21 protein-coding genes are annotated in these 22,945 nt (G+C 55.8%); 13 read left to right on the top strand and 8 right to left on the bottom strand.

Annotated elements, in window-relative coordinates; genetic code table 11:
* The first annotated feature begins 16 nt into the window (after window positions 1-16).
* Complete coding sequence (locus AC02Y0_RS24720) at window positions 17-826, top strand: DeoR/GlpR family DNA-binding transcription regulator (protein ID WP_476384657.1); 810 nt, start codon at window positions 17-19, stop codon at window positions 824-826.
* Between the two features lie 214 nt (window positions 827-1,040).
* Here the strand turns inward: AC02Y0_RS24720 and AC02Y0_RS24715 are convergent, their stop codons facing one another.
* On the bottom strand, window positions 1,041-1,520 hold the full coding sequence (locus AC02Y0_RS24715; protein WP_476384656.1) for an MgtC/SapB family protein: 480 nt from the start codon (window positions 1,518-1,520) through the stop codon (window positions 1,041-1,043).
* Window positions 1,521-1,687: 167 nt separating this feature from the next.
* Window positions 1,688-2,320, bottom strand: a complete 633-nt coding sequence (locus AC02Y0_RS24710) for an exopolysaccharide biosynthesis protein (protein WP_476384655.1) — start codon at window positions 2,318-2,320, stop codon at window positions 1,688-1,690.
* Window positions 2,321-2,588: 268 nt separating this feature from the next.
* Here AC02Y0_RS24710 and AC02Y0_RS24705 point away from each other — a divergent pair, with 268 nt between their 5' ends.
* The 6 genes from AC02Y0_RS24705 to AC02Y0_RS24680 all read left to right on the top strand — a co-directional run bounded on the left by AC02Y0_RS24705 (window position 2,589) and on the right by AC02Y0_RS24680 (window position 8,979).
* A complete protein-coding gene (locus AC02Y0_RS24705; protein WP_476384654.1) occupies window positions 2,589-3,845 on the top strand; it encodes a diguanylate cyclase domain-containing protein in 1,257 nt (418 codons plus the stop codon).
* Window positions 3,846-4,040: 195 nt separating this feature from the next.
* A complete protein-coding gene (locus tag AC02Y0_RS24700; protein WP_476384653.1) occupies window positions 4,041-5,900 on the top strand; it encodes a methyl-accepting chemotaxis protein in 1,860 nt (619 codons plus the stop codon).
* A 215-nt stretch (window positions 5,901-6,115) separates the two neighbouring features.
* Window positions 6,116-6,886 (top strand): EAL domain-containing protein, encoded by a 771-nt coding sequence (locus AC02Y0_RS24695; RefSeq protein ID WP_476384652.1) that lies wholly within the window; start codon window positions 6,116-6,118, stop codon window positions 6,884-6,886.
* Complete coding sequence (locus tag AC02Y0_RS24690) at window positions 6,883-7,584, top strand: hypothetical protein (RefSeq protein ID WP_476384651.1); 702 nt, start codon at window positions 6,883-6,885, stop codon at window positions 7,582-7,584. Before AC02Y0_RS24695 ends, AC02Y0_RS24690 begins: the two co-directional genes overlap by 4 nt.
* 389 nt (window positions 7,585-7,973) lie before the next feature.
* Window positions 7,974-8,657, top strand: a complete 684-nt coding sequence (locus tag AC02Y0_RS24685; RefSeq protein WP_476384650.1) for an SOS response-associated peptidase — start codon at window positions 7,974-7,976, stop codon at window positions 8,655-8,657.
* Between the two features lie 25 nt (window positions 8,658-8,682).
* On the top strand, window positions 8,683-8,979 hold the full coding sequence (locus AC02Y0_RS24680) for an I78 family peptidase inhibitor (RefSeq protein WP_476384649.1): 297 nt from the start codon (window positions 8,683-8,685) through the stop codon (window positions 8,977-8,979).
* Between the two features lie 780 nt (window positions 8,980-9,759).
* Here AC02Y0_RS24680 and AC02Y0_RS24675 read toward each other — a convergent pair.
* From AC02Y0_RS24675 to AC02Y0_RS24665, 3 genes are all read right to left on the bottom strand, one after another.
* Complete coding sequence (locus AC02Y0_RS24675) at window positions 9,760-9,990, bottom strand: hypothetical protein (protein WP_476384648.1); 231 nt, start codon at window positions 9,988-9,990, stop codon at window positions 9,760-9,762.
* A 75-nt stretch (window positions 9,991-10,065) separates the two neighbouring features.
* Window positions 10,066-11,153 (bottom strand): IS3 family transposase gene (locus AC02Y0_RS24670; protein ID WP_476382890.1). Its coding sequence is split into 2 segments (ribosomal slippage): window positions 10,066-10,892 and window positions 10,892-11,153, totalling 1,089 coding nucleotides; the frame shifts between segments, so codons are not numbered across the junction.
* A gap of 97 nt (window positions 11,154-11,250) precedes the next feature.
* Window positions 11,251-12,410 (bottom strand): IS3 family transposase gene (locus AC02Y0_RS24665; protein WP_476384513.1). Its coding sequence is split into 2 segments (ribosomal slippage): window positions 11,251-12,146 and window positions 12,146-12,410, totalling 1,161 coding nucleotides; the frame shifts between segments, so codons are not numbered across the junction.
* A 498-nt stretch (window positions 12,411-12,908) separates the two neighbouring features.
* Between AC02Y0_RS24665 and AC02Y0_RS24660 the strand changes: the two genes are divergently transcribed.
* From AC02Y0_RS24660 to repC, 6 genes are all read left to right on the top strand, one after another.
* The gene (locus tag AC02Y0_RS24660; protein WP_476384647.1) at window positions 12,909-13,364 is read left to right on the top strand and encodes a DUF3846 domain-containing protein; all 456 of its coding nucleotides are present in this window, start codon (window positions 12,909-12,911) and stop codon (window positions 13,362-13,364) included.
* 65 nt (window positions 13,365-13,429) lie between these two features.
* Complete coding sequence (locus tag AC02Y0_RS24655; RefSeq protein WP_476384646.1) at window positions 13,430-14,359, top strand: hypothetical protein; 930 nt, start codon at window positions 13,430-13,432, stop codon at window positions 14,357-14,359.
* A gap of 28 nt (window positions 14,360-14,387) precedes the next feature.
* Window positions 14,388-14,519: a hypothetical protein gene (locus AC02Y0_RS24650; RefSeq protein ID WP_476384645.1), complete on the top strand. Its 132-nt coding sequence runs from the start codon at window positions 14,388-14,390 to the stop codon at window positions 14,517-14,519.
* A gap of 1,148 nt (window positions 14,520-15,667) precedes the next feature.
* Window positions 15,668-16,858: a plasmid partitioning protein RepA gene (repA, locus tag AC02Y0_RS24645; RefSeq protein ID WP_476384644.1), complete on the top strand. Its 1,191-nt coding sequence runs from the start codon at window positions 15,668-15,670 to the stop codon at window positions 16,856-16,858.
* 71 nt (window positions 16,859-16,929) lie between these two features.
* Window positions 16,930-17,910 carry a plasmid partitioning protein RepB gene (gene repB / locus AC02Y0_RS24640; RefSeq protein ID WP_476384643.1) on the top strand — a complete coding sequence of 327 codons (981 nt, stop codon included), beginning with the start codon at window positions 16,930-16,932 and terminating at the stop codon, window positions 17,908-17,910.
* Window positions 17,911-18,070: 160 nt separating this feature from the next.
* Window positions 18,071-19,309, top strand: coding sequence for a plasmid replication protein RepC (gene repC, locus AC02Y0_RS24635; RefSeq protein ID WP_476384642.1), 1,239 nt, complete (start codon window positions 18,071-18,073; stop codon window positions 19,307-19,309).
* Window positions 19,310-19,358: 49 nt separating this feature from the next.
* On the opposite strand, the gene AC02Y0_RS24630 is transcribed toward repC, so the two are convergent.
* The 3 genes from AC02Y0_RS24630 to AC02Y0_RS24620 form a co-directional block, all read right to left on the bottom strand.
* Window positions 19,359-19,994: a helix-turn-helix domain-containing protein gene (locus AC02Y0_RS24630; RefSeq protein ID WP_476384641.1), complete on the bottom strand. Its 636-nt coding sequence runs from the start codon at window positions 19,992-19,994 to the stop codon at window positions 19,359-19,361.
* Window positions 19,995-20,097: 103 nt separating this feature from the next.
* Entirely contained in the window at window positions 20,098-21,171 is a 1,074-nt protein-coding gene (locus AC02Y0_RS24625; protein WP_476384640.1) for an RcgR family putative quorum lactone hydrolase, read from the bottom strand.
* Between the two features lie 146 nt (window positions 21,172-21,317).
* The gene (locus AC02Y0_RS24620) at window positions 21,318-22,940 is read right to left on the bottom strand and encodes a type IV secretory system conjugative DNA transfer family protein (protein ID WP_476384675.1); all 1,623 of its coding nucleotides are present in this window, start codon (window positions 22,938-22,940) and stop codon (window positions 21,318-21,320) included.
* Window positions 22,941-22,945: the final 5 nt, after the last annotated feature.

The following is a 22,945-nucleotide window of genomic DNA, read 5'->3' as shown; positions in this document are numbered from 1 at the left end:
CGAGGTTTGTCGGGACATGGACGCGAAGACAGAAAACGATGCTTCCGAATCCATGGTCGGCTTGCTCTCCGAGCCGCGCCGCCGCCGTATCCTTGAGTGGCTGCAGGAAGAGGGATCCGCCCGTGTGCGTGAACTCGCAGCCGCGTTCCATGTCTCGGAGGCGACAATCCGCCAGGATCTCGAGCGTCTGGAGAACGAGGGCTTCATCACCCGTGAGCATGGCGGCGCCTATCTGAACTCGGTGGCGCCCCAGATTGGCACCATGACGCTCCATCACCAGGAGAACATGGACAAGAAGCGCAAGATTGGCACCCTGGCAGCAGGACTGGTCAAGGACGGCGAGACATTGATCCTTGATGCCGGGACGACGACGACCGAAATCGCAATGCGGTTGACGAACCGTCGCAACCTGACCCTGATCACCAACGCACTCAATATCGCGATCATCCTGGGGGCTGTGCCGACCTTCGCCGTCCATATGCCGGGCGGCCAGTTCAAGTCACCGACGCTGTCCCTGTCCGGTGACAAGTCGGTCGAGTATTTTAGCAATATCTTTGCTGCGAAACTTTTTCTGGCCACGGCCGGTGTCGATCTGGAAGCTGGGCTCACCTATCCAAGCTTTGCTGATCTTCAGCTCAAGGAAGCTATGATCAAGGCGGCAGCCCATGTCTATCTGGTGGCCGACTCCACCAAGATCGGGCGCTCGTCGTTCACCCGCCTTGGATCACTTGATGTCGTCCAGTCTCTGATCACCGACGATGGAATTTCGGATCGGGTCGCAAAGGAGTTCGAGCGACGTGGTGTCGAAGTCTTGATCGCTTCTTAGTGGGCGGTGTTTTCCGAAAACACAATGCTGAGCTGGTATCTGGAACGTCAATCCTCGGAATGCTGTCAACGGCCTCGGAATCTGCTAGTTGGCACAACGGGCCGAGATGAGTGTGCCGCCTTGCAGGCCCCTCATTTTTATAGGCTGTGGATATCAAGCCGATGCGACTGCGACATCTATCTGTCTCTGAGCCGTCATTTTGATTAGGAGACACTCATTCCGAATCCGATTGCTTTGGCAAAATGAGGGGTACGACGGCAAGAATGAGTAAAACGATCGCTGTCGACAACACCGCAGTTGCTTCCAGGCCAAGCCCAGCGATGATGCCGATCCCGGCTGTCGCCCAGATGCTTGCCGCTGTGGTCAGCCCTTCAATCTGATGCTGTGCGGATCGAACCATAATCGCGCCGGCCCCCAAAAAACCAACTCCCTGTACGACACCCTGTAGCACGCGTGACAGGTCTCCCACTTCAATGCCGCTTTGCAAGGGGCCGAGTACGAAAAGTGCTGCACCAACGGCCACAAGCATGTGGGTACGTACGCCAGCGCTTCTCCCTTTGCGTTCGCGTTCATAGCCAAGGATGCCGCCCAACATTGCCGCAACCACGAGACGCACTGTGATGAGGGTCAGCGTAGAAGCGTCGGGAATGTCGGAGAATTCTCTGACGATGGCAGACCAGATTTCCTCAAGCACGCAGCATTCCTTATCCAGTTTACGAAGCAGTTAGCTTAACGGAGTGGCATAGACGAACGATGGTGCCAACAGAATTCGCTGGGTTGGAGCTTCGGGGCAGCAACCACGGGTGTGCGGATCGTGTCCAAGGAGGGGTAGGGTTGCGCTCTGCCAAGGCACGCAGATGATCACCGCGCAACACTCCCTGCGACAGATGCAGCCCCGTAAACCAGAAAGGTTGTCACACTGGCAGCAACGATGCTGAGTAGCAGGCCGACAAGTGTAATCAAACCATCCTTCTCCATAAGCCCGATTGCCAACACGACCAGCGAAATGACTGGCAGAAAGTTGCCGAGTGGGATCGGCAGCGCAATGGCGACGGCCATTATAAGCACAGGAAATCCGACGAGGATCTGCGCAGACGGCCCAGTCAGAAACTTCATGCGATCAACGCGGACCAAACGCTCTACTCGAGAAACATGGGGCGCTGTGTGCTTTACGATGAGTTCGAGCACTGCTGAGGACAGACGTCGATGCTTCAAAAAATTAGGAAGCCACACTGATGTGCGGCCAATTGCAATTTGCGCAGCGACTACTGCGAGTGCAGACCCGAAGATTAGACCGATTGGCCCGGGAACAGGTGTTAAAGCGGGAAGGGCCAGAATCAGAATTGCAAAAGCCATACCAGCGGGGCCCATCGTCGCGATTACTTCGCCTAGCGACAGGCTCCCGCGCTCCCGCGCGAGTTCGGCAATAGAGAAAAGTGCTGAAGATGCGACACCCGGTGACGCCGGCTTTTCGCCAGTGCTTTGATCGTTCAAGAGGCTCTCCTAAGGTTAGCTGGGACCCGATCCGCCATCCAGACACCAAAGCAGCAACAAATGGCTTCTAAGATGACTGCCAAGTTCGAGCGGGCGTCCAATTTGTCAATGTTATACTATAACGGCTTAGTGGGGACTGCAAATCCCGTCCGAGGATTAGGAGGTACGTGGCGCATTCGCCAGTCTGGAATTGGGTAGCGGCGGTAGCGATTTCTCAAGGATGACGGTGATCAATCTTCGTCTCGATATATTAGAGATGTTGTAAGAGATGTTGGGTTATCGTTTGAAAGCTGAGCGCAGAGCGGTGAAGTATTTCCTCTTCACATTAATGAAATTTCCGCGACCGATAGGGCAACCAAGAATGTCAAGTAGTAGCTTGTCGATCCAGCCTACAACCCGTGTTGCCCAGTGGTTGGCTTGGACAGGTGACCATCAAGACCGGGAACTCCGTGAACGACTACTCCAGCTTCTGCAAGGGGCCGTCCTTCCACTGATAATTGGAGCTACAAATTCTATCCTCATAGCTCTGGTAGGGTACTTCCATCTGGAACTACGAGCCTTAGTCGTTCTGGCTGCTTTGGACGCACTCCTCCTTGGATTGCGGATCTATTTTATCAGGCAAAAGGCGCGGCCGCTTGATGCCATGTTCGTCACGGGACTGCTTTGGACAATATTGCAATGCGTGACGATCTTTATCATCGTACGGACAGGCGATCTGCCGATGACGGTCATAATTGTTGCTTCGAGTCTTGGTATCGTCGGCGGCATTGTCGGACGCAATTTTGCAGTGCCTCGATATGCAATGATCCAGGTGATTATCATTGAGGCAAGTGTAAAGCTTTCAATCGCATTAGAGTATTCTGATTTTTGGGCCGTTCTCCTCGCGCAATCGATTATGTTTATCGTTGCGAGCTTCGCGATCGTCCGTCAGCAAAGAATAATGGCGCAACGCGCCATCAGAGCCGAGATTGTCAGTCGCAATCAAGCGATTACAGATCCCCTCACGGGGCTGCTGAACCGCCGCGGCTTGGAGCGCGTCATCGAAGAAAACGCATTCCACAAGTGCCACCACTTCGTTTTCTATCTTGATCTGGATGGGTTCAAAGGGGTGAATGATCGCTCCGGGCATCTGGCGGGTGATCTATTGCTACAGAAGGTAGCGGAGCGATTGTTGCTTAGCGCAGGATCGGATGCTGCAATTTGCAGACTTGGTGGAGACGAGTTCATCGTGCTCAAGGGTTTCCAAGATGCCGACGAGCTGCACCATTTTGCAATGCAGATCGTGGGCAACCTATCGAACCCCTACGACATTGACGGCTTTGGCCGCCATACAATTGGGGTGAGCATTGGGATCGCCGAGACTACTGTCTACGATGGCCAAGGATTGAAGCGGTGTATTTCTAACGCTGACAAGGCGCTCTACTTAGCGAAGGCCCAGGGAAAGGGAACTTATAGAGTCGCGCATGAAAATGAGGCATCGATGGTGTCCAGTCATCCTGCCGATATTGAACGGCGCCGCGGCTGACTTGTCTGAATTCGACATTGCACACAGGCTGGTGGGTGGGCCATCCCACAGTCAGCACACAGTGACCCAGGCGTACAAGACGGTTCTCAGAATCTGTTTTTGCGTACTTTCATATATTCTTAAGCATGGATTGGCAGGCTACAAACGGTCACTCGTAAACGTGCTGGTGAATTGTGTTTCTTGGGGGAGCTTGTGGTGCGTATAACAATCGCTCGGCTTTTGACGGTCTTTGCCATAGTCATTGTAGCTGGACTTGGTGCGTCAATCGGTCTTCAGACCTACACCCTAGAGAAGCTGAAGGTGAATGGACCAATTTACGCGACGATTGTCGACGGGAAGGATCTGATCGCCGATATCTTACCCCCGCCCCTTTATCTTGTGGAAGCTTACATGCTGTCCAATGAAACGGTGCTACACCCGGATCGAGCCACCTTAAATTTCGCCAAAATAGAAAAGCTTGTTGCTGAATATGAAGCGCGACGCAAGTACTGGCAGCAGTCTAAGCTCCCGCAGCCATTGCAGGACAAGCTTCTCAAGGATGTCTTGGTGAAGGGAGACTTGTTTTGGGAGGTCTTTCGCGCAGAATTCATCCCCGCCGCTTTGGCTGCTGATGTTGAGGCTAAACAGGCAGCAACGGAGAGACTTCTGGAGAGGTTCTGGGCCCATGACGAAGCCGTACGCCAACTGGTAGAAATGGCCAGTGCTCATCTGGTCGCGCAGGAGGCGCACGCGCGTGATCTGTCTGGCAGTCTCGCTCTGGCAGCAGCAATTGGAAGCGCAGGATCCGTCATCCTCTTTGTCCTGGGCATCATTTTCTTTCGTTTAAGGGCGATCGTTCCACTCGATTTAATCACCAAGTATATGTCGCATCTTGCGGCAGGAGATCTGACGCAGGAAGTACCGTTCGTGACGCGCAGCGACGAGATCGGCATTATGGCGCACTCGGTGGAAGTGTTCCGACAGGCGGCACTTGAACGGAAGCGCTTACGTCTCGAGGCCGAAGAATCGAGGCTGGCAACTGAAGCCCAAGGCATCGAACGCGAGCGATTGACGAGTGCACAGGCCGATGCATTGGCGATAGTGGTCAAGACCCTCGGCGCCGGCCTTGCACGTCTCGCGGAATGCAACATTCGCTACACCATCGATGAACCCTTTGGTGCAGACTTCGAGCCGCTGCGTCATGATTTCAACAACGCGCTTGCCGCATTTCAGACGACCCTTGTCGAGGTTCTTGAGGCCACACGAACCATTCATACACATGGCGAAGAGATGCGAGAGGCGTCGGACAATCTGGCGAAGCGGACCGAACAACAGGCGGCAGCGCTTGAGGAGACATCTGCCGCACTTTCCCAGGTGACTGCAACAGTCAAGCAGGCCTCAGATCGAACGATTGCGACGCGAGGGCTGGTGGGCGAGGCGAAAGCCTGTAGTGAAGAATCAAGCAAGGTTGTCAAGGATGCGATCGAGGCCATGAGGATGATCGAGCACTCCTCCCAGGAGATTGGCAAGATCATTGGTGTAATTGACGAGATTGCCTTTCAGACCAATCTGCTCGCACTCAACGCGGGGGTCGAAGCCGCCCGTGCAGGAGAGGCCGGAAAGGGTTTTGCGGTGGTCGCCCAAGAGGTTCGCGAGCTCGCACAACGCTCTGCTACGGCGGCCAAGGAAATCAAGACACTCATTGTGACCTCGGGAATGCAGGTGGAAACAGGTGTGAAATTGGTGTCTCAGACGGGTTCTGCGCTGATGCGTATCGAAGACTTTGTGTCTGTGATCAATCTCAATGTAGAGGCAATATCGACTGCGTCAGTAGAACAGGCCGAAGGGTTGAGGCAGATCAGCAGTGCGGTCAGTGAAATCGATCGCATGACCCAGCAAAACGCGGCAATGGTAGAGGAGACGACAGCCGTGAGCCACGCGCTTTCGGCTGGATCGTCGCATTTAACGCAACTCGCAGGCCGTTTCACCCTGAACAGGCGTGGTAAGATTCGGGACCTATCCATACCCTCTGCTGAGCGTGGTCGTGGCGGAGATAGAGTTGATACTGCCGCATGATCGCCGGTGCAACGCCCCTGTTTTGCTTCATTTGCGTCCAGCGGAAGTCCCCACAACCTGTTCGTCTGAGGTTTGAACGACCGATGAGAGAGTGCTCACGTAAAGTCGTCTCGTGTCTGCGGGGGACACAACGCAGATGGACCAGCTCGTAACAGACCGCGCAATCTTTTGTGAGTGCTACATCGGTTTGGTTTTTGCCTCTGGGGGCTAATTAAATGACTTGCCAAGGTTGCAAGAACGGGACACCGTTCAAGACCTCATTTTCAATGGCGTTCCAGCCGATACTGGATGTCCGAAACGGAATAGTATTCGCACATGAGGCCCTTGTGCGTGGCATGGATGGAAGCGGTGCGGCAAGTGTGTTGTCGCTCGTCGATCCGGACAACCGTTATGCCTTCGACCAACAGTGTCGGGTGCGTGCAATCGAACTTGCGGCCGGCCTGTTTCCCCGCAAGGACACGCCGCATTTGTCAATCAACTTCATGCCCAACGCCGTCTATGAAGCTCGGGCCTGCATTCGCCAGACCCTGGACACCGCCAAGCGCACCGATTTTCCGCTCGATCGGATCATCTTCGAGTTCACGGAAGTTGAGAAACTCGACACAGTGCACCTGCTCAACATTCTCCGAAGCTACCGCGAGATCGGTTTCAAGACGGCGATCGACGATTTCGGTGCAGGCTATTCCGGGCTGAACCTTCTGACCCGTTTTCAGCCTGATATCGCCAAGCTAGACATGGATCTGATCCGCGGCATCGATTTGGACCCGGTCAAGCAGGTAGTAGTCCGCCGGACGCTTGACATGCTGAAAGACCTTGGGATTACGGTCGTATGCGAGGGTATTGAAACTGTCGAGGAGTTTGCAACGCTCACCGAGCTCGGCGTAGACCTAATCCAAGGCTACTTCGTCGCCCACCCAACATTTGAGGGCTTGAGTGACATCGCATCTTCCGGTTGGCGTTTATCTTGTGAAAGTAAAAACGCATGAATCCTGTGCGCGTTAAGGGGTCGACCAACACGTTTCGTCGTCGCTTTAAAACGAGGCAGCTTCAGAGGGCGGTTTCGCTGATTGAGGCTGGCCTTGATATCCAAACCGCTGCGAAAGTCACTGACCTAATTCAAACCGCGCTAATCCGCGAAGCGCAATTCGCCGAAATGACCAGCAAGGAAATTGCGCAGCTAGTTGTGCATAAAGTGGAACGGGGTGTAACTCCTCAAATCACGACGACATCCATCATTAGGGCAGGGGACGCAATTTCACGACGCCGGGCTTCACAACAGTACGGCTGGGACGGCGAGCTATTGGGTATGAAGTTTGTTCAACTTCTTGCCGGCAAGCAGATAGCTCCTGCAATAGAAGCAGTTCGGCTTGCAGTTGACGCGGCGACCAATCTCTATCGAGAGTTAAAGATGGTTGAGCCCGCCGGTCGCTACCATCTCATTTACGAGTATTCGGCAAACCCAGTGTTAGTCGCCAATGGAGCAGTACCGATAATCAAAGCATCCAGCGCTCCTAAGCAAATCGACGACATCGAGGTTACACTTCGCGGGCTGCCGCTCGCGCACTTGTCCATCGTGAGGCTGTTATCTTCAGACGATGAGCAGGCCGACAAAGAATTTGCCACGATGCCTTCCGCAGCTGCGATGTGTTCCGATCCGTTTTCAAACGACCCTATAGCGCAGTAATCAGATATGATGGTGGAAGACCTGGCTAGCGGTTGTCACGGTCCTTTAGCCACAGAATTGGCTTCACGCATCACTAGCTTGGCAAGCTTTGATGTCGGGAGCTTAAAAGTTCCATAATTTAGCTTATCTGATGTTCGCTAAACCATTGATCCTTTTAACATAAAATGAGAAAAGCGATTGCGTTTTGGGTCGTGGGTCCAGCCACGTCCCCTGCCCCGCACGCTCGATCAGGTATGCTAGCCACTAAATCCGGTAAAGCTTGCAGAATTGCGCCTCGAGTACTCCAGAATTGAGATCCGTACCTTGACCGCAATGTTAGAAAAATGGGTATTTTGACTGCCAGTCCATCTGAGCCCGCGGTTTCAAAGTGAGTAGCAAGGACCATTCGCATGTGCGGACGCTTCACGAACACCATGACTTGGGCCGAGATTCATGCCCTCTACAGCATCCACGACAACACGCCCCCTCCGTCAAACATGCCGCCGCGCTACAATATCGCGCCGACGCAGAGCGTCTACTTCGCGCATAAGGACCAAGCTGGTACGCTAAAAATTGACTATGGGCGATGGTGGCTCGTGCCGTTCTTCGCGAAAGAACTGCCGAAGGCGGCGATGTTTAACGCGAGAATCGAGACCGTCGATACGTCAGGGGCCTTCCGAGAGCCCTTCAAGTCGAAGCGCTGCCTCATCCCGGCCGACGGCTATTTCGAGTGGACGACCTGTGAGGAGGACGGGAGGAAGGACCCTTGGCTGTTGCAGCTCCCGGAAGGCAAACCCTTCTCCTTTGCCGGGCTATGGGCGCACAACGACAAGCTGGGCGTCACCAGCTGCACGATCATCACCGCGCCGGCCGTCGATCACATCGCTCACATTCATACGCGAATGCCCGTCATGCTGGATCCATCTGCCTATGAGACCTGGTTGGATGCCTCTGTTCAGGGTGCTGAAGCGAAAGCCTTTCTTCTTGAGAACCAGATCCACAGCCAGCTTGAGTTTTACCGTGTCGGCCGCGACGTGAACTCGTCTCGCTATGATGGCAGCGACACGAAAAAGCCAATCCTGAACTCCTTGTAGGAGCTTCAGAGCAAGGAGATTCACGATGAAGTCGCCGTTCTATTCATTCCCTATGGTCGCAGCCTGTATCGCTTTGGCCTCATCTGGCTGCAGCGCGAATGGAGCTTCATCCCCGGCAGCAGGTTCGTGCAAAGCGGAAGCCGCACAAGGACTGGTCGGCAAGAAAAAACCGACAGACGCAGAGGCGATGCAGCTGACCGGCGCGGAGACCATTCGCCAGATTCAACCCGGCGATATGATGACTCAGGACTTCAGAGAGGATCGGGTGACGATCGAGACTGATCCGGCGACGGGTCTGGTCACCCGGGCCACCTGCGGCTGATCTAGTGCAGCAGGCGGCAACTTTTGCTTAACCATAGGGGCCGTTCGCCCGGTGAAAAGAGCGAGGCTTTGCGTTACCTACCGGGCCGGCACGGAGCGATCTATGGGACAAAGCTATTCTGAGTATCTCAAGAGCGTGAAGGCCGTCCGTTCAGTGAGGCAAATACACGTCATCACGACCTCAATCTGTGAGGATCCTCTTGCCTCAGCACATTTGAAGCGGGCGAGCGCCGCCCTGACGAGGAAGCTGGAGCGGGTTATAAATCTCCCGGTCGCCAGCGCTCCCTTTCTCGCTTCGATTTGGAGAGATTTCCGCGCATTGCGTGAGATGCTAGAAAAAGAGCATGGCAAACTGGACATCAGCCGCCCTTGTCAGGGTAGCCGCCTGGAACGGACAAGTTGCCTAAAAAGAAAAGGGCCTGCGGTAGCCGCGGCCCTTAAGGTGTGAAGGTCAAAGCCTCCAGAGGGGAACAGCTGACGCAAGGACTGGGAGGTATTTCTGTCTATCAGCAGGCCCTCGTCCGCGCACCGAGAGCTTCAGCCAGCTTCTGCAGCGACCTCTCGTTACATCGCCTGATGATGTATTCAGGAATATCATGGCCACCCTCCGCCCGCCTTGAAATACACCTCGGTGGGTGATATATAAATATTCAGCTACGGACAGCGGGGCTTCTACTTCGGTAGTCGCCGTCAGCATGTGCGCCCTCGAGGCCGGTACACCACGGTAAGGCACACCCGCATTCCTTTCAAAAGGCTCCTGCTCTGCTGGAGCCTTTTTCTTTCAGGGAATTCGCTTCGCTTCATACAAGCATTTGCGCAGAAGAGTGTGGATGTTGAAACGCCGCTTGATGCGGCTGAACGCCACCTCGCGCGAATGGCAGCTGGTGATGACTAGATTGACATCGGCAGTGATACCAGATGCCGGGTAAAGGTAGAAAAACACGACCTGATGTATTCCGTCTACGAGCCGGTGGATGCGGCCTGGTGCGACATCGATTACTGCAAAGTTCATGGCTCGATTACGATCTGCCGACTCCTGGCCTGCCCCGGTAATCCTCCCCGTTTTAACGGGGTTCAGCGGTAGAATTCACGCAGCCATTTTCATTTTCTGAGCGGGTGTGATGCCGCCAATGCCCATGTTGGGCCGTTCGTGGTTATATGTCCAAAGCCATTCCGTGGCGATCTCTTGCACCTCCGTTATGCTGTCAAAAATATACAGATCGAGCCATTCATGCCGAACAGTTCGGTTGTAGCGCTCGACATAGGCGTTCTGCTGAGGCTTGCCGGGCTGGATGTAGTTCAATGCGATCCCTTGCTTCTCTGCCCACTCGACCAGCTTCGAACTGACGTATTCGGGGCCGTTATCGACCCTGATCGCCAGCGGCTTGCCCCGCCATTCGATGATCTGGTTGAGGCTGCGCACGACCCGTTCGGCAGGCAGTGAGAAGTCAACCTCGATCCCCAGTCCCTCTCGGTTGAAGTCGTCCAAAACGTTCAGAAGCCTGAACTGGCGACCGTCCGCCAGGCGATCCGCCATGAAGTCCATCGACCAGACCACGTTCGGCGCATCGGGCACCGCCAGTTCCTCGGGCTTCTCGCGCTTCAGCCGCCGCCGAGGCTTGATCCTCAGGTTCAGCTCAAGCTCCCGGTAGATACGGTAGACTCGTTTGTGGTTCCAGCGATAGCCTTGGACGTTGCGCATATGCAGGAAGCATAGACCGAAGCCCCAGGTCTTCTTCATCTTCACGAGCCCAAGCAGCAGATCGGCGATCTCATCGTTATCGGCATTGCGCTTTGGGCTATACCGAAAACAGGTCTCACTGACGCCAAATGTTCTGCATGCCAGCGCGATGCTCACACCGTGTTGCGCCACTGCTTTCTCGGCCAGCTCTCGGCGCTGAGATGGCCGCCTCATTTTTTTCCGAGAGCCTCCTTCAGCAGATCGGCCTGCATGCTCAAATCGGCATACATCCGCTTCAATCGGCGGTTCTCGTCCTCAAGAGCCTTCATCTGGCTCATCATTGAGGCATCCATGCCCCCATATTTTGCTCGCCATTTGTAGAAACTGGCGCTGCTGATGCCGTGCTCCCGGCAAAGCTCAGGGACGGGGACACCGCCTTCGGCTTGGCGCAAAACAGCCATGATCTGGGCTTCGGTAAATCGGCTCTTCTTCATCAAAATCTCCTCGAGCATCTTGCCGAGAAAATTCTACTTTTGAAGCCCCTTATTCCCGGGGAGGATTACCCCCCCATTGGGTGATCCGGGTTTAATGTTAGTGCATGCTTGGTCTGGCCGCCACTGCTGGCGTTGAAGCAGGTCCGTTCTGGCGCGGCCACACGGTGGCTTCAGGTGCGGGTGGCTTGTAGTTCAGTGACGAGTGCGGACGAACGGTGTTGTAGTGCCTCCGCCAACCCTCGATAATGATCTTCGCCTCCTTGAGCGTGTAGAAGATTTCTCCGTTGAGCAGCTCATCCCTGAGCTTGGAATTGAAGCTCTCGCAATAGCCGTTTTCCCACGGGCTGCCCGGCATGATGTAGGCCGTCTTGGCACCGACCAGCGTAATCCACTCCCTCAAAGCCTTGGCGATGAACTCAGGGCCGTTATCGGAACGAATATGCGCAGGAATGCCGCGTAGGATGAAGAGATCGGAGAGCACATCGATCACGTCGACAGCCTTCAGCCTTCTCTCGACCCTGATGGCGATGCATTCTCGCGTGAACTCGTCGATCACGTTTAGCATGCGGATTTTCTTTCCACTGTGGGTCCGGTCCTCGACAAAATCGTAGGACCAGACATGGTTGGGGTATTCCGGTCGAAGCCGGATACACGAGCTGTCGTTTAGCCAGAGCCGCCCGCGCTTGGGTTGCTTGGATGGAACCTTCAGCCCCTCACGCCGCCATATCCGCTCGACCCGCTTGACGTTCACGATCCAACCCGCCTGGTGCAGCATCGCGGTGATGCGGCGATAGCCATAGCGGCCATATTGGAGGGCGAGCGCCGTGATGTCGGCAGTCAATGCCGCTTCGTCATCAGGGCTCTTTGCGATCTTGCGCTGTGTGGAACGATGTTGGCCGAGAACCCGGCATGCCCGTCGTTCTGACACGCCCAGTTCTGCAGTGACATGGTCCACACAGGCGCGGCGGCGGGCGGGGCTTAGAAGTTTCCCCTGGCGGCCTCCGCAAGGATCATCTTGTCCAAGGTCAGATCAGAAACTGCCCGGCGGAGGCGAGCGTTCTCGGTCTCCAATTCCTTCAGACGCTTCACCTGATCGCTCTTCAGGCCACCGTATTCTGCCCGCCAGCGGTAATATGTAACTTCCGTCACGCCTATCGACCGGATCGCCTCCGTCATCGATTTGCCCTGCGCATTCAGCACGTCAACCTGACGAAGCTTTGTGACGATCTCTTCCGCCTTGTGTCTTTTCACTGCCATTTCAATGTCCTTCTTCGGCTCATAAGCCATACTTCAAAAAGGACCACTTTTCAGGGGGCAGACCACTTTTCTGTCATGTGCCTGCGGAGGCCGCCCTGAATGTATCGGGGCGGCCTTTTCCCCTCCCCTACTTCTCTTCACAGTCATCAGCATCAGACCGGTTTACCCGGTCTAGGTCAGGATGAAGCAGTGACGCCAGAGGCGTCCTGTCTGTCTCTTCGATGAGGGAAAGAGGAGCGCTGCCCCTCTCCCTCACAAGGGGAAAAAACGGTCTCCCCGTCCTTCGTTCGCGCAGCCTTAAGGCCGCGCTTTCGTGCAGGATCGCCGCTGACACGACGCCCCTTCGGCTTTGCCTCGGGCGGGCAAACCCCCTCCGTTTTTATCCCCTTGCCACCCTCTCCCCCGCTGCTCCGCGCGAACTCGGGAACAGGAGCGGGGCTCCTGCCCACGAGGGGCATGAGAAGACCGCTTCGCGGAAATGGAGAAAGGGTGAGAACTATGACCACAACCGCAACCGTTTACCTGCTGGACCCGGAAGCCGGGACCATTCAAGCCGCAGAGGTCGCAGCACCGAGCGCGTTCTCTCAGACCTACGGGCTGATTGGATGCCAGCTTGTCGAGGTGGTGCCATTCGACACGAACCACGTTCTTATCGTCGATGAGGAGGGTTTGCGCGACGGCTTGGCCGCCTTCATTGTCTTTGACGGCTACCCGCAGCCATTGGCTGGAAAGATCGTTCTTGCCAGCCTGGATGGCTCGCATGTTCTACCGCCGCAGATCAGCATTGAGGAAGCAGCGGCCCGCCTGAACGTCTGCAAGCCGGTTCTTGATCCGGTCTTTGCCAACGCAGACGAGCACTCCCCCAATGGGGTCATTCTAGGCGGCGCTTTAATCGGATTCCAGACTCGCATCACCCGCACTCAGCCAACCGTCATGGCGGGGGTAGTCCGATGATCATCGCTGTTGTCGAGGACCGCACCCTGTCCATTCTGGCCGGAACCTTTGCCGCGACCATCGCGGTGAAGGACATCGAACATAGCTTCCATGCCCTTACTCATTTTCCGGAGCGGCGCACCCTGTCCGAACTGGAGGGGCTGGCAGAGCGCCTCAACGACTTTGCTGCCTACATGGTGGAGCTGTGGGAGCAAGCAAAACTGCCCCTGCCGGACGCTGAACTAGAGGCGTTTGCCCGCCGTCATGTCGAGATCACCGCCAAGTATTGGGCAGCGGAAGGCCGTTGTATGAACTGGTTTATCACCGGTCCTGCCCGCTTTCCCGTCGCCCGCAACGAAAAGCGGATGCGAGTATCAGACGCCCGCCGTGCTGACATCTCGGCTCATATCGCGACCGCGAAAAAGGCGGTGAAACGCAAGGCGTTTCCCAATGGGGCCGATGACGAGCCGATCCGCTCAGGCGATCCGGCCGCCATGCAGCGCATCGCCTCGCGGATCGAAGACCTGGCACTGTCCATCGACCGGATGAAACGGGCGAATGTCATCATTCGCCGGATGGAGAAGGATCAGGCGAGCGAAGCCGACATTCTCGCCCGCGTGGTAGCAGAAACCGGAATGGACGAGGAGAGGGCATCGCGTGGCGTTACCCTTGCCCCTTGGCAGAACCGACGGGGCTTTTCCACCACCAACACCCGCGCCGAGGTGCGCCGTATGCAATCCCGCCTCGCTTCGCTTGCTGCGATGAAGAAGCGCGGCGACCGCGCGGAGGACGTCGAGACGGAGGCAGGAGCCGTCACGGTCAAGGAAAACACTGACATGGCCCGCATTCAGTTGCTGTTTCCCGGCAAGCCGGACGAACAGACGCGGCGCACCCTGAAATCTCACGGGTTCCGCTGGTCCCCGTCGCAAGGGGCATGGCAGCGCAACTTGAACGCGGCCGGACGCTATGCGGCAAGTCGTGTCTTGAAATCGATAAGCGGCGACAGCGACGCTTGACCAGCCCCGGAAAACAGAGGATCCACACATGAATGAGCAGATTTTTACAGTCATGGAGTTTTCCGGCCGCTACGCAGCCATGTTCGGCGGCAGTGTCGCCGACTGGAGGAAGCCTACCTTCGGTGCGCTGACAGCATTTTTAGTGCTTTTACGGGGCTAGTTCTGAAGAGCCGGCCTAGTCGCCGTTCAGACGACTGCGATCCTTGCCAATCCAGCTGGCGCGGGTCGCTCGATGGGAGCCCGCCCCTCCCCTAGGGCTCTCTTCTCGCTCAGTCTACTGTAGCAGTGAAACCTGGCAGATCGAGCAGGAGGGGGTGTTCGGCCCTATACTCTGGCCGGGCTGCGCCACTCAAAAGATTTGGAACAGATGGCAAGGTTCTCAATGCCGGAACTCCCCTGCCCTATCAAACGGCCGCGATGTCAACGAAGTCGGTGCTAACGGCGGCATATTCCGCTGCGCTCATCGAATGGAACAGCAAACACCGACCATGGGCGGCAGTCTTCTTGGCGATCCCAGCGACCGTAGGGAATATCTGCTGGAATAGAGGCAAGTCGATCTCCTCGATCACCGGGCGTTTGAACCGCCGCCAATGTCAAAGCCGTGGAAGTCAAGCATGATCACGAACTTGAACGGCCTTACCCGTGCCGATCAACTTGCCGCAGCTATGAAATACGACATCTGGGAGAACAAAGTGCTGACAGCCTGCCCTACTCCGGCATATCTGACACAGATCGCCGATATGAGGCGTTAGCGTCCTCCCTCTCGCACTATTCACCCGCCTCTGTCCAACATTTCGCCAATACCTGAGATGACTGGCTGGGTATCGCCAGTCCGGCTAAATACACTAGCGCGGGAACGCGCGGGAAACGAATTGGCAGTGTTGGGGATGGGATCGGATGAGGCTGAAAAGGTAGCCGGTGAAAGACTATCCGCTGGATGATTCCCTCACGAGGTGGCGCACCTATATATACGACGCGTGGCGTCAGTTTGGGTCGATGGGGTTTGTAAGAGAACCGAACCAAAATTGTTGGTTTAAACAATAACACGTGAGCCCGTGCGCGGGTAGGTAGCATCTATAGTGCTTAACTTCTTGTCGCCACTACAGAATTTTGAGTTTTGACGGCAGTCAATCGATGGCTCAAGGCTTCGCTCGCTGTTCGCGCGTCGCCGAAACATAGGGCCTTTTACCCCTCGTGGGCCTTAAGGTTTTGTTAACTTAATTTTCCTTGCTGGAATCAGAGAATCGGGGATAATGACGGCATATCCTCAGTTTCGGTAATTTTACCGACAGAATGGTCAACGACTCTATGAACGCGTTCTCACTTCCCTCGTTCGAACTGGACGACAAGATACTGATGCAAGGTGCGGAAATCTCTCGCAGGCTTAACCAGCTGCGGCTGGAGAATTTCCCGCCGAGCGCGAAGAAAACCTTGCGGCAGTTTTCTGTGGGCGAGGTTGCCCACTACCTCGGCGTTACGCCAAGCAATTTGAAACGGCTTTATTTGGACGGGAAGGGACCGGTCCCGACCACAATGTCGGGGAATAGGAAGTACTACACAGCCGAGCAGATGTTGGAGCTGCGGCAGTACCTCGCGGAAACCGGGAAGAGCGAAGCCAAGAGATACCTCCCACAGCGCAAGCCGGGCGACAAGCTTCAAGTTATTGCCGTAGTGAACTTCAAGGGCGGTAGCGGCAAAACGACGACTGCTGCCCACCTAGCCCAGCATCTTGCGCTTACGGGCCATCGAGTTCTTGCCATCGACCTCGATCCGCAGGCTTCGCTTTCGGCTCTGCATGGCTTTCAGCCCGAACTCGATCAAAACCCGTCGCTCTACGATACGATCCGATACGACGAGCGGAAGCCGATTGCGGATGTGATCTTACCAACCAATTTCCCTGGCCTCGATATCATCCCGGCGAATCTTGAGCTGCAGGAGTACGAATACGATACCCCGCTCGCGATGCAGGCCGGCAGCGAGGGCAAGCGGTTTTTCACTCGACTTGGCAAGGCCCTCATGGGCGTCGATGATCGTTACGATGTTGTGATCATCGATTGTCCGCCGCAGCTAGGATATCTGTCGTTGACTGCCCTCACTGCCTCAACATCGGTTCTGATTACCGTCCACCCACAAATGCTGGATCTGATGTCCATGAGCCAGTTCTTGCTGATGCTCGGCAACATCACGAAGACCATCAAGGCGGCTGGTGCTGACGTAAGGCTTGATTGGCTACGCTACCTGATCACCCGTTTTGAGCCGCAAGACGTGCCTCAGGTTCAAATGCTTGGCTTCATGCAATCAATGCTCGCCGAGGAAATCCTGAAGACGCCGATGGTAAAGACGACTGCGATCTCTGACGCCGGATTGACCAAGCGGAGTCTTTACGAGCTAGAACGATCTAACTTTACCCGTGGGACCTACGACCGCGCCATCGAGTGTATGGATGCCGTGAATTTCGAAATTCAGGGCCTCATCCATCGAGCATGGGGGAGAATGTAAGGTGTTGACCGCCGTCAAAATTCAGAAGGTTCTTCATCGAATCAACCGCTTAACGATCCGAGGATAAGAAGATGGCGCGGAAGAACCCATTTATGAACGTCATGAGCGAGGAAGCGCCGGATAACTCCAAGGCTATCCTCGAATATACGAACAAGGGGGCCTCGAAGTCGCTTATCCATTCTCTAGACGAGATGGCCGCGCAGGCAGATCGCTTTCTAGAAGGAGAGACTGTTGTCGAGCTCGATCCCGCTATCATCGACGATTCGTTCATTCGGGACCGCCTCGAAGACGACCCGGCAGATTTCGACGAGCTCCTGTCAGCAATCCGAGATCGCGGGCAGGACACTCCTATCCTGGTGAGGCCGCACCCGTCAGCCACGGGGCGGTATATGGTGGTATTCGGGCACAGACGCCTTCGTGCGGCCAAGGCGCTCGAACGAAAAGTGCGTGCAGTCGTCAAAGACCTTAAAGACAGCGATCACCTCGTCGCCCAGGGTCAAGAGAACTCCGCACGGGCGAACCTGTCGTTTATCGAGAAGGCAATCTTCGCTGCGGAGATTGCCCGTCGTCAGTTCGATGGCGACAACGCGATTGTGCTTTCCGCCCTGTCTATAGACCGGGCAACGCTCTCGAAGATGCTGGCCGTCTCGACCATTCCCAAACTGGTGCTTGATGCCGTCGGTGCTGCCAAGGGCATAGGGAGGGATCGCTGGTACGAACTCAAGAACCTGTTAGAGCGTCCATCGACTCTTGAGAAAGCACTGAGCTTCATTGAGACCGGCGACTTCAAAGCAAATGGCGGCGACGACCGTTTCAATGCACTACTGGCTTTCTTAAAGGCAGTCGGGAAGCAGGGCAGTCCTAAAGCGATTAGGACCCAGAAGTGGTCGTCAGAAGACAAGGCCGTGTCAGCCTATATCAAGGCGGACGCAAAAACTTACACCTTCGCCCTAAAAGCGCGGTATGCCGCGGGCTTCGGCGATTTCATCGCTGACAGCCTGGGAGACTTGTACCAAGCCTACCGGAACAAATTGGATCAACAAGGAGAGTAATCGGCAAAAAGAAAAAGGCCCCCAAACGACCGAAGTCGTGGAAGCCCTTCTCGTATTCCCTAAGCAAGAATGAGAATCGCATTTCCATGAATCCCAGTCAAGAGTCTTTGGCATCGTTTTGGTGAGCGGATTTCTTTTGCCTGAAGAAAGGTGAAGGAATATGCAGACGGGAAATGTGACGACGCCTTTTGGGCGGCGGCCGGCGGTGCTTGCTCTCGTGAAGAGACAGCTTCAGACGTCCGAGACGAAACCAAACCGCCCAGTCGAAAAATGGAAAGTGTTTCGCGACGCCTGTGAGGCCCGTGAACGCCTTGGCCTCCAGGACAGGGCGCTGACTGTGCTGGACGCATTGCTGACGTTTTATCCGGAAAGCGAGCTCAACTGCGATAGTGGATTGGTGGTCTTCCCTTCGAACGCCCAGCTTTCTGTCAGAGCGCACGGCATCACTGGGACGACCTTGCGGCGGCATTTGGCTGCCTTGGTCGAAGCCGGGCTCATCCAGCGCAAGGATAGTCCGAACGGCAAGCGCTACGCTCACCGCGACAAGGGTGGCGACATCGAGCAGGCCTTTGGATTCGATCTTTCTCCACTTTTGGCTCGCGCTGCGGAACTTGCAGCACTGGCACAGGAAGTCGCTGCCGAGCGCCTGCAGTTCAGACGAACTAAAGAGGCGCTGACTATCTGCCGGCGTGATGTACGCAAGCTAATTTCCGCCGCGATGGAGGAGGGGGCTGACGGCGACTGGGAAGCCATCGAAGACATGTATGTCGGCATTGTCAGCCGACTTCCCCGCAATCCTGACCGTCGCCAGGTGGAGGCAATCCTCGACGAGATGCAGCTTTTGCGCACCGAAATCCTCAACCTTCTGGAAAATCAGTTAGATTCTCAAAATATGGACGGCAATGCTGTTCAAAATGGCTGCCACATACAGAATTCAAAACCCGAATCCATCTATGAACTTGAACCTAGCTCTGGAAAAGAGCAGGGCGGGGCCGTCGAGCTGGAAGTAGCACCCAAAGCGGTTGCTCAGCCGTTGGCAAAGCCGGAACAGATGAAGGCGTTCCCGCTGTCGATGGTCCTGAAAGCCTGCCCGCAGATTTCGGACTACGGGCCCGGGGGGACGATCTCCCATTGGCGCGAGCTGATGGGCGCCGCGGTGGTGGTACGATCAATTCTTGGTGTTAGCCCGTCGGCTTACCAGGAGGCTTGCGAGGTGATGGGGCCGGAGAACGCGGCGGTTGCCATGGCTGCAATCTTGGAGAGGGCAGGGCATATCAATTCGGCAGGTGGATATCTCCGCGATCTCACGCGCCGGGCGAGTGGAGGGGAGTTCGGACTGGGACCGATGCTGATGTCGCTGATGCGTGCAAATGCGAACAGCGATCGGAAAACGGGGTGAGGGACGACGCGTTCCTAAATGGCCATCACTTGACTGCCCTTTCCGTTCTTCAATCGTCTGTCGGGGTATCGACCTTGGATGATTTTCGACCTGGTGGCCGGCCAGGAGGACGGCCTTTCCTGCTGACTCTCGCCGCTTTTCTAGTAAGTCGTTGGCGTTCGGCCTCAGCTTGTGCTTCGGCCTCCGCTTCCGCTTTTTGCCGAGCTTCAAGAACATCCTTAGGCGTCAGTTGGCCAACTATACCGATCAAACTGCGTATGGTGTCATGCGGGAGGTCATGAATGAGTCTGAAGAGTTCAACCCGATCATCGGCCTCTTCAGGATTTTTACCGTAGAGATGAGGTGCTGCGGCATGAATCATCTGCATCGGCAGGAACCCGAGGAGCTCGGAAAGGTGAATCATTCGAGAGACGGTCAGTCGCGAAATGTTCAGTTCGTAGCGGCTGTAGACCACTCGAGCGAGACCAGCCAGGGTCGCGAAATCACTCTGGGTCAGACCAGTTTTCAAGCGTTCGGACTGTAGGAATGCGGAGAGTTTTGCGTCGATCTCGCCGAAGCTGGCTATGCCGTCAAATCCCTCCTTGCGGTACAAGGGTCTCTGGAAATCTGGATCTGTAGTCTCAACCAGTTCCATTGATTTGATATAGTCGGATAGATTTCGCACCGTCGGTATTCCCTCAGTCACCAAGTCCGCCTAGGGCGGATATCACGCACATCTAGTTCCAAAATGGCACTGTCATTCAACAACCATGGCGCTACAATGCTGCCAACTGCCACTTGAGGCGGGCTCACACTCCGCTGCGATCGATGCGAAAATTTCGGACTTCCCAAAGCTCCCTCAGGGTCGGTATCTCCATCAAAAATCTCAGCACCTTCCGGGCTGCGATGATGTTGTAGGGGAACATCCCAATGGAGGAGTGTCCACAATTGAGCTGAAGAAGCTCTGGTGGCCTTCCGCGTAAGCCAGTCAAGTCGTGTATCAGGTGGTGCGCCCTCTCTGGGCGCGCAATCGTATCACGCTTTCCCAGCACGAACAGCAATTCTAGCTCAGGACGCGAGAGCCAGAAAGTATGCGTGTCGAGATTAATTAGGGTCCACGCCCTCTTCAAATCTTCAAGTGACATGGAGGGTTCAATCCGCCCTTTTAGACGTTGCATAGTCTCTGAAGTCCAAATCAGGTCAGCAGGGCTTGGCGGTGTTACCATCAAGACGGCCTTATCGACTTTCTCTTCTTGAGCTGCCACCAACCCAGCAACTGTGCCACCTAAACACATGCCTACGACGGAAATCGTGCGGTACCTCTGACCTTTCAGCCAGCGGACAATTTTTCGGCCATCCAACACCGCCTGCCTCATGGATCGAACAGTTCGGCCTATGCTGGCATTGAAAAATTGTTCTTCCGAACAATCGTTCGAGCCCCGGCTGAAATGATACGGCAAGGTGGCCTCGACGACAGTCATACCCCTCTTGGCGAAATATCTGGAGAACGCTGGATAGCGGTTGCGTGAGTACCAATGATGAAACACGACAAGCGCATGGTCTTTTGCTCCGCTCTCGGTCACAACGCACTCAAAGACGTTGTTTTTCTCGTCAGATGTCTTGATGTCCGATTCAAAAATGACTCGGTGTGCATCTTGGTAGATCGGTTCAGCCGGCAAGAGGGGTGTGTAAAACGCTTCGGTTTCGCGGAGCGTCGTGACGGCCAAATCGTGATCGCCATCTTTTACAACTGGCTCATTGACCGCGAATGCCAGGGAGGTGTCATGCGCGAAACCGATAGCGCTTTTGCTGATTCGTTCCTGACGTTGGAGTGACCGCTTGATGTGTTTGCGATCATGATGACGTGCGAGATAGCGAAACATAACTTTCTCCTGTTCGTCGCAGGTGCAAAATCCTCATAGGGTTGTTGCGGATGGAGGATCCTCCATGGCAGAGCTGCGGGTAGTACCGGGCATGCTCATCCTGATGGAATACGACGGCAACACCCGGGCCCGGCTGATTGTCGCGTTTATGATCCGATGTCGAATGTTCCCTGGAATTCCGCATCCGAGTAGTATCTTAGCTTGTGCGCGACGATCGGACGTCTTCCCGCCAGGAATAGCAACTGCACATGAGATGGCAGCGTTCGAATTTCATCCGAGGTCAGCAGTGGGCGGGCGGTATGGTGCTGGCTGTAGGTAATTCCGGACTGCTCAGAATCCACTGCGTGCGCCATCGTTCGGAACACCACGGTCTCATGTCCGAGGAGATCTGAGACGAGCCGCGCACTGTCGTGATCGTTGACGCCGAATACCTGAAGGACACCTGCATTTGACAGGAATGTCCCGGCCTTTTGCCCGTAAGTGGATCGCAGCTGGTGAACGTCCTGCAGGATGGGCCAGAGTTGCACGCCGTATCCTGCCATGAGACCCATGGCCCGCTCAACGTGTGCCAGGTAGCCGAGCGCTGCAAACTCATCGAGAAGGTAAAGGACGGGTCTGTCTGGCTTCTCCGGGGTGCGCGCCATATCGAGGAGGCTTTGGGTCACAAGCAGACGGAGCCAACGGGAATAGGTCGAAAGGCGATCGGGCGGCAGGACGAGGAACACCGTGGAGTTGCGACGCTTGAGATCGGCAAATGAGAAATAGCTCTCATCGAGCACGCGGTTCATGCGAGGACTGTCAAGGAAATGGGTGTGTCGCTGGGCGGCCGATAGAACGCCTGCCGCTTCGCGATCGGACTTGCCCAGGTGGCGGTTCGCTGCCCTCGCGATCAATCCGCCAGCATCGCTCATATCTTGCATCTCTTTGAGCAAGGCGGCAAAGCGCTCAGGAGCTAGGGTCAGATACTCACGCAGCGTGCCTAAGTGGCGTCGTGCTGCGGGTTCGACTGCAACGATCTTTAGGATCAGGCCTGAGATCAGCGCTTTGGCTTCTTCGTTCCAATGCGCCTCTCCGGTCATGCCCGGATCATCGACGACCAGTGCATCGGCAAGCGTGCTGGCATCTTCGGCGACATCCAGGCCATCTGGGTCCAGCGTGTCGAGCGGATTGAATGCTGACGAGCGGATACCTGTCACGCCGAAGGGATCAAGGACATGAACCGGTCCAAACCTCTCCCGGGCACGGCTCGCGATCTTTGCATTCTCGCCCTTCGGGTCGATACAGACAATCGAGCGGTCGGCCGTCAGCAAGTTCGGAATGATTGTGCCCACGCCTTTGCCGGTGCGTGTCGGGGCCATGGTGAGAAGATGGCTTGGACCGGCATAGCGCAGCATCTTGCCTGTCTTTGCATCCCGTCCGATCAGGAGCCCATTGTCTGTCTGGACAAGAGGGGAGACTTCCTTGTCGGTGGCGAAGCGCGCTGAGCCGTGGGTATCGGTTTGGATGTCGCCGAAGTGCATGAGGACAAGAGGGGCACACAAGAGCAGCAGGCCCAGCGGAATGCTCAGCGTGAAGACAATGTTCAGGATGCTCCAGGAGAGCGACTGCGGTTCGAAACCGAGCTCCCGCGCTTTTAGGCTCAGCCAAAATCCGCCGATGATCACGAGACCAAGATAGCCGAGCAGCACCTTAAGACCTGTCGGCGTGAAAGCCTTTGCCAAGGCTGCCGAAATCGCCCAACCGGGATTGGCGAAAGCGAGACGCGCCATGGTGC

It is taken from the genome of Allorhizobium sp. nf9_anc (assembly GCF_056323085.1).
The sequence above is the reverse complement of the archived record's forward strand: the minus strand, read 5'-3'. Positions and strand labels throughout refer to the sequence as shown.

Bases quoted from the DNA above. Each gene is read 5' to 3' on its own strand.
- AC02Y0_RS24675 (WP_476384648.1), bottom strand. From the start codon at position 9,990: ATGAACTTTGCAGTAATCGATGTCGCACCAGGCCGCATCCACCGGCTC.
- AC02Y0_RS24625 (WP_476384640.1), bottom strand. From the start codon at position 21,171: ATGTTTCGCTATCTCGCACGTCATCATGATCGCAAACACATCAAGCGG.
- AC02Y0_RS24705 (WP_476384654.1), top strand. From the start codon at position 2,589: ATGTTGGGTTATCGTTTGAAAGCTGAGCGCAGAGCGGTGAAGTATTTC.
- AC02Y0_RS24720 (WP_476384657.1), top strand. From the start codon at position 17: ATGGACGCGAAGACAGAAAACGATGCTTCCGAATCCATGGTCGGCTTG.
- AC02Y0_RS24690 (WP_476384651.1), top strand. From the start codon at position 6,883: ATGAATCCTGTGCGCGTTAAGGGGTCGACCAACACGTTTCGTCGTCGC.
- repC (WP_476384642.1), top strand. From the start codon at position 18,071: ATGCAGACGGGAAATGTGACGACGCCTTTTGGGCGGCGGCCGGCGGTG.
- AC02Y0_RS24680 (WP_476384649.1), top strand. From the start codon at position 8,683: ATGAAGTCGCCGTTCTATTCATTCCCTATGGTCGCAGCCTGTATCGCT.
- AC02Y0_RS24685 (WP_476384650.1), top strand. From the start codon at position 7,974: ATGTGCGGACGCTTCACGAACACCATGACTTGGGCCGAGATTCATGCC.
- AC02Y0_RS24695 (WP_476384652.1), top strand. From the start codon at position 6,116: ATGACTTGCCAAGGTTGCAAGAACGGGACACCGTTCAAGACCTCATTT.
- repB (WP_476384643.1), top strand. From the start codon at position 16,930: ATGGCGCGGAAGAACCCATTTATGAACGTCATGAGCGAGGAAGCGCCG.
- AC02Y0_RS24620 (WP_476384675.1), bottom strand. From the start codon at position 22,940: ATGGCGCGTCTCGCTTTCGCCAATCCCGGTTGGGCGATTTCGGCAGCC.
- AC02Y0_RS24660 (WP_476384647.1), top strand. From the start codon at position 12,909: ATGACCACAACCGCAACCGTTTACCTGCTGGACCCGGAAGCCGGGACC.
- AC02Y0_RS24650 (WP_476384645.1), top strand. From the start codon at position 14,388: ATGAATGAGCAGATTTTTACAGTCATGGAGTTTTCCGGCCGCTACGCA.
- repA (WP_476384644.1), top strand. From the start codon at position 15,668: ATGAACGCGTTCTCACTTCCCTCGTTCGAACTGGACGACAAGATACTG.